The sequence below is a fragment of the Streptomyces sp. NPDC059957 genome (genome assembly GCF_042730015.1).
Lineage (GTDB): Bacteria > Actinomycetota > Actinomycetes > Streptomycetales > Streptomycetaceae > Streptomyces.
Window position 1 is genome coordinate 21,093 of sequence record NZ_JBHWMB010000091.1, and the last position, 7,088, is coordinate 28,180.

Sequence of the window (7,088 nt, forward strand, 5' to 3'; positions counted from 1 at the left end):
GGCTCAGGGGGCATGGGGAAGGCCCGGGAGCCATGTTGGGGCGTTCCCGGGCCTTGGAGGGGCTGTATGGGGCTCAGGCGGCGCTGGAGGGCTCGCCGTTCGCCGGGTCGAGCTGGATCTTGTTGCGCTTGAAGTAGACGAGCAGGGCCTCCTCCACGATGGACTGGGGGTTCATCTCCAGCTCCTCGACCGCCTTGGTCAGCAGGGAGTTGGTGCGCGGCAGGACCCTGACGGTGAGCGGGACGCGCTCGGGGCCCTTGGGTCGGCCAACACGGCGTCCGGCAGGCCGGGACGGCTGGCCAATGGAGTCCCAGTCGGGTTCCTGGGCGTTGCCGGGGTCGGCGGGGTCGGCCTCGCGCCGCTTGTCGGCCTTGCGCTTGTCTTCGTTGAGGGCCTGGTCGAGGAAGCTGCCCATCAGCTCTGCTCCTTGGCGGTCTTGAGGATGTGGTCGAGGATCTGGCCGTAGGTCCTGACGAGGGCTTTGCCGTACCGGCCGGGCGCGGCAGTGATCGGCTTGCAGGCGGTGCGGGCGACTTCGCGGACTGCGAGGAAGGGGATCGGTTCGGGCAGGAGGAAATCGCCGAAGTCGTCGATGAGGCGCTCCTGCCAGTGCGCGTTGACGGCGCTGAACTCCTTCTTGCGCGGCACCATGCTGCGGACGACGCCGGAGACGACCAGGTCGGGGTTGAGGCATCCGGGCCCGTTGTAGTGGGCGATCGAGCGAAGGCCCTCCTGGACGCCGAGGTAGCCGTCCTTCGTGAGGGTGGAGGGAAGCAGGACCTGCTTGGCGGCGAGCAGCGCGGAGCCAGCGAGCTTTCCGCCAGCGCGGGGCGGGACGTCGAGGAGGAAGATGTCGACTTCGTCGCGCAGCCCCCAGAGCGCCCGCTTGAGGCGGAACTCCATGGCGGTGGTGGGGTCGTTCTCGCGGTTGGCGAAGTCCCGGTCGACCGGGAGGATCTTGATGTTGGAGGGCCAACCGGGGCCGGCGGGGACGAACACCTCGTGCACGATCTCGGCGGGGTCGCGCGGAGGCGGGGCCTTCTTCGAGTTGTCCACGAAGAGGATGTCGTTGACGGTGCGCTCGGGTTCGTCCAGGCCGAGCTCGTCGGTGAGCGTGCCGCGAGGGTCAAGGTCGGCGACGCCGACCCGCAGCCCGCGATCTGCGGCGACGGCGGCGAGGCCGGAGGTGAGACTGGTCTTGCCGACACCACCCTTCTCGCTGTACTCCGCGACGCAGAGCGGTCCCTCTTCTTGGGCCATGGGAGCCCCTTCTCTTGAGTCCTGTGGGGCAGCCTCGCCGGTCCGGCACCCTGGGTGCAAGCGGGCACACCCTCGTGTCGTCGGACCCGATTGCCGCAAGCGAGATTGCCAGCGGCACAGCGCGCGGAAACGCCAGCGGGAAGGGGCGGGGTCAGCTTCGCATTATCTAGCAAGATTGCCCGCACTCTTACGGGCCGGGGTCCCCCGTGCGGCTGACGGCATGGGGGGTGGGTGCGATCTCGGTGTGTTATCTCGCATGATTGCTCGCATGGGAATGCCGACGGTGCAGTACACGGTGGGGGTGGTGGAGGAGCGGCTTAGGCTGCTCGACCTGGTGGCGGCGATGGCTGCGGGCGAGGAGCGGGCCTGGCTGGCGAAGCAGCGCGAGGGACACCTGGGCCTGCGGGCCGGGAAGCTGGCCCAGGCGCGGAGGATGACACGCGAGCTGCTGGTCGAGCGGCGTGAAGCCGGTGAACTGGCGGGGAGCCGGGACTGGGTGATGGTGCCCGGGGTCAGGGCCGAGCTGGCAGCTAGGAACTGGGATCGCGAATGGCCGCCGATCCCGCCGGGGGCGCTGGGCGCCGGCCGACGCTGGGGCACCGACCCGGTCCGCTACTCCGCTCACCACGATGAGGGGGAGACCCGATTCCTGGGTCGGCTCGGGGTCCGGCTGCCGCACGAACTGGGTGAGCGGCTCCAGCGGGCCTGCTACTGGCACAACGCGGAGATCGAGCAGAAGCTCCAGCAGTGGGCCGACCGGTGGGGAGACGGACCCGAGGTGATCATGCGTCAATCCGTCCGTGAACACGGCGGCGTGACTGTGCTGGCCGGGCTGGCCGCGGCCTTTGCTCCGACACCGCCCGCCGAGGAGCTTGTGGAGCGAGGCGAGCTGAGGTCGAAGGTGGTCACCACCGGCGACATCCTGCGCGCCGCGCTCGACCACGCCCTGGCCGCCGCTCCCGAAAGGGCACGCCGTGAGCAGACCAGGCTGCGCGCCGCCGCTGCTCAGGCCCGGCGCGACATTGCGTTCGCGGAGGAGCGCAAAGGCAAGGCTGAGGAAGCGCAGCGCCGAGCAGTAGCGGCCGGCAACACGGAGGACGTCACCAAGGCGGTGAACGACGTCGTGCACTGGAACTCCAGGGTTGTCAGCTGCCGCCTTGAAGCCGAACGGCTCACCGGTCAGGCAGACGGAGTGCGCGACCTGATCAACCAGCTCAAAGCCCGCCGGCACTGACGGCCCGCGCCCGGGGACCTCCCGAACCCCGGCGCCAGACAGCGCGTTCAATCTTGCTAGATAACGCGAGCTGGACCGATAAAGGCATGCGGAAAAGTCAGCAAAAAGGGAAGCCGAAAAGAGGGCGAAAAAGCTGACCTAAATGCCGTCGGAAACCCTGGCTTAATCGCTGCTGGAAACCCTGGCGTAATCGCTGCTGGAAACCCTGGCGTAATCACTGGCTTTAATACCCGTCAAACGCTCAAGCTAGCTAGATTACGCGCACTCGTCGCGAGCCATGAAACCCCAGTTCAGAGCAGGTTTTTGGGTGCTTGCAGAGAGTCTTTCAGGGGGCTACGTTCAGACTCCTACAGGAGGAGCCGGGATATCTCTCGCGCACGTGGAGGCATGGATGACGGAGAGGAAAGAGGCGCGGAGTGAGGCGCTGGAAACCTACGGCCCACATCAGTTTCCGGAGCGAATCGGGTTCGAGTTGTGGAGGTTCGAGCGAGGTCTGGCGAAGGGCCTGATCCCTCCGGAGGACATCGGGGGCCGACGCTGGTCGGCTGCTGTCGTCGAGGAGGTGGAGAGGAGGGCGGCCGAGATCAGGGCGGCGACGGATGGACTGCCGGACATGGGTGCGTGCAGGGCCGCGGCCGTCCTGGAGGAGAGGTTCGAGGTCAAGGTCGCGCCGGAGGTCCTGGCAGAGCTGGACCGTGTCGGGCTGATCGAGTGCGTCGGCGAGTACAAGGGCCACCCGCTCTACGACGGCCAGGCCCTCGCCGACTTCGCGGACCGGACGGCGCTGGAGAAGGCGAAGCACAACGGCCGGCTGCTGAACCGCACGGCCGCGGCCCGGCACCTCGGCATCAGAGCCTCGGACTTCGACCACCTCACCAAAGCCAAATGGCTGCGGCCCACGACCTGGGTACACAGCGGCTGGCAGCGCCGACGAGACGTCCCGTGCGTGGCCCTGTTCCGCCTGGGGGACCTGGAGGTGCTCCTGGCGCACCCGGCCATCGACTGGGACGAGATCCGGGCAACGCCCAAGGGCAGGCCCTCGCCGCTGGCCCGGCTCACCTCATGCAAGCTGGCCGAGGTCTAGCCGGAGGGCCAGCACTCCCGACAGCGCAAACGCCAGCGCTTCCGCCACCGGAAGAGCTGGCGTTGCCGACTGCAATCCTGCGGGCTTTTCATCAGGTGGGAAAGACTGCGTTTCCGCTGGCGAGAACAGCAGCAGAAGAAGCTTGCGGGAATTCGGAGGACGTCTTCCGTGAGGTCCGTGAACCGGGGACGCTGGAAGCGTGACCAGGAAGGTGAGGCGGTGCGGGAACTGCGGGAACCCGCTGCCGAAGGATGCGGGCCCGAACCGGCAGTACTGCAATGCGACCTGCCGGAGCAGGCACTGGCGGCGGGTCCAGCGCCACGAAACCGTCTACCGGCGGGCGGTGGAGCAGGGGATCGAGGCCCTGCGCGGGGGAGTCGAGCGGTACGTCTTCGGCCGCTGCCCGGCCTGCGGGCACATCGTCTCGGTGAGGAAGAGGAGCGACTCGGTGTACTGCTCGCCGAAGTGCCGCACGAGGGCGTGGAGGCTCCGGCGGGCCGTCGGCGGTGTCGGTGACGCTTCCGAACGGCCGTTGCGATAGCCGTCACCAGGTGACGGCTATCCGCACGATGGATCATGCGGTCATCAGCTCTGCCCGCGCTCGACGGCGGGCACGGCCTGGGCGCCGATGACGGGGCGCCCGCCAGCCTTCAGCTCGGGCACGTACTTGTAGAGGGTGGTCCGCGAGACGCCGAGCAGCTTCGCGATGGAGGTGATGCTGGCCTCGGCGTCCGCGAGCATCGCGCGGGCGTGCCGGATCTGCTCCGCGTTCATCGCGGGCGGGCGGCCGATCCGTTCCCCGCGGGCGCGTGCGGCGGCCAGGCCCTCGTGGGTGCCCTGGATGATCAGCTCCCTGATGAACTCCGCGAGGGCGGCGAACACGTGGAAGACGAGCCTGCCGCCGGGGGTGGTGGTGTCCAGGGACTCGTGCAGGGAGTGGAAGCCCACCCCGCGCTTGCGCAGGCCGGCGACGATGGCGATCAGGTCCTGGATGGATCGGCCGAGCCGGTCGAGGGAGGGCACGACGAGGGTGTCGCCGGGCCGGGCGTAGTCGAGGGCCTTCCACAGCTCGGGCCGCTCGGCGTTCTTCCCGGAGAGCTTGTCCGCGAAGATACGCGCGCACCCGGCGCCCTCCAGGGCGAGGATCTGCCGGTCGAGGAGCTGGCCCTTGGTGGAGACGCGGCCGTAGCCGACGAGGACGCCGGTCAGGTTGGCGGGGAAGGCGTCGAGGACGTCGTCGCCGCTGTCGGCCCACTGGGCCAGGCTGCTGCTCATGGCCGTCACCGTACAGAAACGGGGGTGCCCGGGTTCCTGCACGCCGGGACTTCCTGGACACCCTTGTTGGACACCGGAACCGGTCCCGGAATCCGGCCTTCGGGCGTGTCGCGGCGGTGTGCGGAAACGGATCGGTTGATGGACGGGTCCTAAGGGATGCGCCGAGCGGGAACTGGAAATGCCGTTCGCTCGGCCGTCGAGGTGACGGCCGAGCGAACGGCATTTGGTGCTGATCTCTGGCAGTTGATCAGCTTTCTTCTTCGGCCGCCTCAGGAGCCTCCGTAGCCGGGTCGAGGCTGATCTCGGGCGCTTCTTCGGGGGTTTCCTGGGTCGGTTTGGTGTCAGCCATGGTTGCCTCCAAGTGAGTGTCGGAGGGGCAAGCCTATAGATCTTGGACCCTGGCCCTCCTCGGACGGGTTGTCACCCCTCCTGCGAAACTTCGGCGATGAGCACCACACGCCGCCCTCTCGGGCACGGACCGACGTTCCTCGACGACGACCAGGCCGTACGCGCCGTTCGTGGCCGTACGGCGGCGGAGCGGGCCGCCGAGGAGATTCCCCAGCAGTCCGCCCCACGTACGGAGTCCGGCTCCCGGGAGGTCCGGCGCGTCCTCGGCGCCGGCCCCGGTACTCAGTGACCCTGCTCTACAGGCTGTAGCCGCTCCCGCGGGACTGCTGTGGGGGCGGGGTGTAGGAGGCGGCGGCCTCCTCGTTCCGGCGCTGCTGGCGTTCTTGGCGCTGGAGCTCGGCGGTGTACCGGGTCTGTGCGAGCTCGGCGCGGGCCGCGGTCTCGGTCTGGCTCAGCTCTCCGTACCGGCTGGCCATCGTGGTGCGGAGCTGCTGCTCGCTGCGGACGCTGGCGGCCCGGGTCAGGGCGGTCTGGCGCTGGCCGGCGGCGAGTTCGGCGGCGCCGTTGTGGTCGCCGAGCTTGCGCAGGTCGCGGGTGTCGATGTTCTGCGCGAACTTGGGTAGGCGCTCGGTGCGGGCCTCGGCAAGCTGCCGGGCGAACTCCTCCTTGGCTGGCGGCCCGTACCCGGTGAAGCCGAGCACGCTGGCCGTGGTGCCGGTCCCCACCGTCTTCCAGGCCTCGGCGAGGGCATCGCGAGCCGCGTTCCGGGCGCGCAGGCCTTCGCTGTCCGCGGCGATCCGCTCGCCGGTGTACTTGCCGACGGCCTCGCGCACCTGCTTCTTGGTGCTGCCGACGAGTGCCAGGGCGATGTGGCCGGCCTTCTGGGAGGGCTTGAGCGCCTCCAGGCTCTTCCTGGCCTTCCTGGCGTCCTCGTCGGCGGCCGCCTCCCTCTTCTCCTCCTCGATCGCGGTGGCCACGCACTTCTCCGCCTTCACGACGAGCTCGGTGAACTCGGCCGCGCGGCGCTGGCCCCGGGTCTGGCCGGAGTTCTTCTCGCTCGACAGGAGAGCGGCGAGCTCCTGGTACTTCACCCGCTCCTTGGCAGCGGCCTCGTCCTGCTCGCGCGCGCTCTGGAGGAGGTCGGCGAGCTGGTACTCCAGCTGCTTGTCGGTGAGGTCGCCGTACGGGCGCTGCGTCCAGGGGGTGACCTCGCGCATCTCCTTCGAGCGCTTCATCTCGTCCAGCTGCGCCCGCTGCTCGGTGCTCAGCTCCGGCTCGCTGATGTCTTCGGCGGGGTCCTCGGGCTGGGCCTCGCGCAGGCGCTTGGCCTCCTGCAGCTGGGCAGCCTTTTCGTCACGGCGAGCGGCGTCCAGGGCGCGGGCGCGCGTGACCGACGTCGACTTCGACCGTGCCGCGCGGGCACTGACGGCGCGGGCCCGGGTCAGGACCTCCTGGGTTTCCTGGCGGGCCTCGACCTGGTCGGCTTCCCGGCGCTGGTGCTGGGGTGGGACGGGCTCGGCCCGGCGCAGCGCGGCCGCCGCATCGTCCCGGGCCGCCACGTACTCGACCTGCTGCGGCACCTGGACCGGCTCGGGCGCGGCCCGCAGCTCGTCGGAGACCATCGTGTCGGGCCTCGACTGTCCGAGGAACTGGGCGAACGCGGCCGTGGCACGGTGCAGGAGCTCGGTCTCCGTGCGGGCCGCGCCGAGGCGGGCTTGGGTGGCCTCGTCCTCGATCGCGGCGAGCGGCAGCCACAGGTGGTTGGCCTGCCGGGCCCGGGTCAGTCCCGGGTAGGCGGCGAACGCGTTCGCCCCGAGCCCGTAGAGCAGGCTGGTGTCGCAGGTCAGTCCCTGGGAGGCGGCCACCGTCATCGCGTAGCCGAGCGAG

At 69.6% G+C, this 7,088-nt stretch carries 7 protein-coding genes and 1 pseudogene; 3 read left to right on the forward strand and 5 right to left on the reverse strand.

The genetic code is table 11. The features are described from left to right. Positions 1-73: 73 nt before the first annotated feature. Positions 74-415 carry a hypothetical protein gene (locus tag ACFWBW_RS36750; protein WP_385382513.1) on the reverse strand — a complete coding sequence of 114 codons (342 nt, stop codon included), beginning with the start codon at positions 413-415 and terminating at the stop codon, positions 74-76. Continuing rightward, complete coding sequence (locus ACFWBW_RS36755; protein ID WP_385382516.1) at positions 415-1,260, reverse strand: ParA family protein; 846 nt, start codon at positions 1,258-1,260, stop codon at positions 415-417. Before ACFWBW_RS36755 ends, ACFWBW_RS36750 begins: the two co-directional genes overlap by 1 nt. Positions 1,261-1,528: 268 nt before the next feature. Here ACFWBW_RS36755 and ACFWBW_RS36760 point away from each other — a divergent pair, with 268 nt between their 5' ends. After that, entirely contained in the window at positions 1,529-2,494 is a 966-nt protein-coding gene (locus tag ACFWBW_RS36760; RefSeq protein ID WP_385382519.1) for a hypothetical protein, read from the forward strand. 613 nt (positions 2,495-3,107) lie between these two features. Then, the gene (locus ACFWBW_RS36765) at positions 3,108-3,578 is read left to right on the forward strand and encodes a hypothetical protein (protein WP_385382522.1); all 471 of its coding nucleotides are present in this window, start codon (positions 3,108-3,110) and stop codon (positions 3,576-3,578) included. Positions 3,579-3,908: 330 nt separating this feature from the next. Here ACFWBW_RS36765 and ACFWBW_RS36770 read toward each other — a convergent pair whose 3' ends face one another. Beyond that, positions 3,909-4,052, reverse strand: a complete 144-nt coding sequence (locus ACFWBW_RS36770; protein ID WP_385382525.1) for a hypothetical protein — start codon at positions 4,050-4,052, stop codon at positions 3,909-3,911. 111 nt (positions 4,053-4,163) lie between these two features. Beyond that, positions 4,164-4,853: a recombinase family protein gene (locus tag ACFWBW_RS36775; RefSeq protein WP_385382528.1), complete on the reverse strand. Its 690-nt coding sequence runs from the start codon at positions 4,851-4,853 to the stop codon at positions 4,164-4,166. 445 nt (positions 4,854-5,298) lie between these two features. Between ACFWBW_RS36775 and ACFWBW_RS36780 the strand changes: the two genes are divergently transcribed. Then, positions 5,299-5,490 carry a hypothetical protein gene (locus ACFWBW_RS36780; RefSeq protein WP_385382531.1) on the forward strand — a complete coding sequence of 64 codons (192 nt, stop codon included), beginning with the start codon at positions 5,299-5,301 and terminating at the stop codon, positions 5,488-5,490. A gap of 7 nt (positions 5,491-5,497) precedes the next feature. Here ACFWBW_RS36780 and ACFWBW_RS36785 read toward each other — a convergent pair. After that, positions 5,498-7,088 (reverse strand): annotated as a pseudogene (locus ACFWBW_RS36785) (hypothetical protein); the annotation flags it as partial.

Excerpts from the sequence above, each read along its gene's own strand:
- ACFWBW_RS36750 (WP_385382513.1), bottom strand. The coding sequence starts at position 415 with ATGGGCAGCTTCCTCGACCAGGCCCTCAACGAAGACAAGCGCAAGGCC.
- ACFWBW_RS36755 (WP_385382516.1), bottom strand. The coding sequence starts at position 1,260 with ATGGCCCAAGAAGAGGGACCGCTCTGCGTCGCGGAGTACAGCGAGAAG.
- ACFWBW_RS36760 (WP_385382519.1), top strand. The coding sequence starts at position 1,529 with ATGGGAATGCCGACGGTGCAGTACACGGTGGGGGTGGTGGAGGAGCGG.
- ACFWBW_RS36765 (WP_385382522.1), top strand. The coding sequence starts at position 3,108 with ATGGGTGCGTGCAGGGCCGCGGCCGTCCTGGAGGAGAGGTTCGAGGTC.
- ACFWBW_RS36775 (WP_385382528.1), bottom strand. The coding sequence starts at position 4,853 with ATGAGCAGCAGCCTGGCCCAGTGGGCCGACAGCGGCGACGACGTCCTC.
- ACFWBW_RS36780 (WP_385382531.1), top strand. The coding sequence starts at position 5,299 with ATGAGCACCACACGCCGCCCTCTCGGGCACGGACCGACGTTCCTCGAC.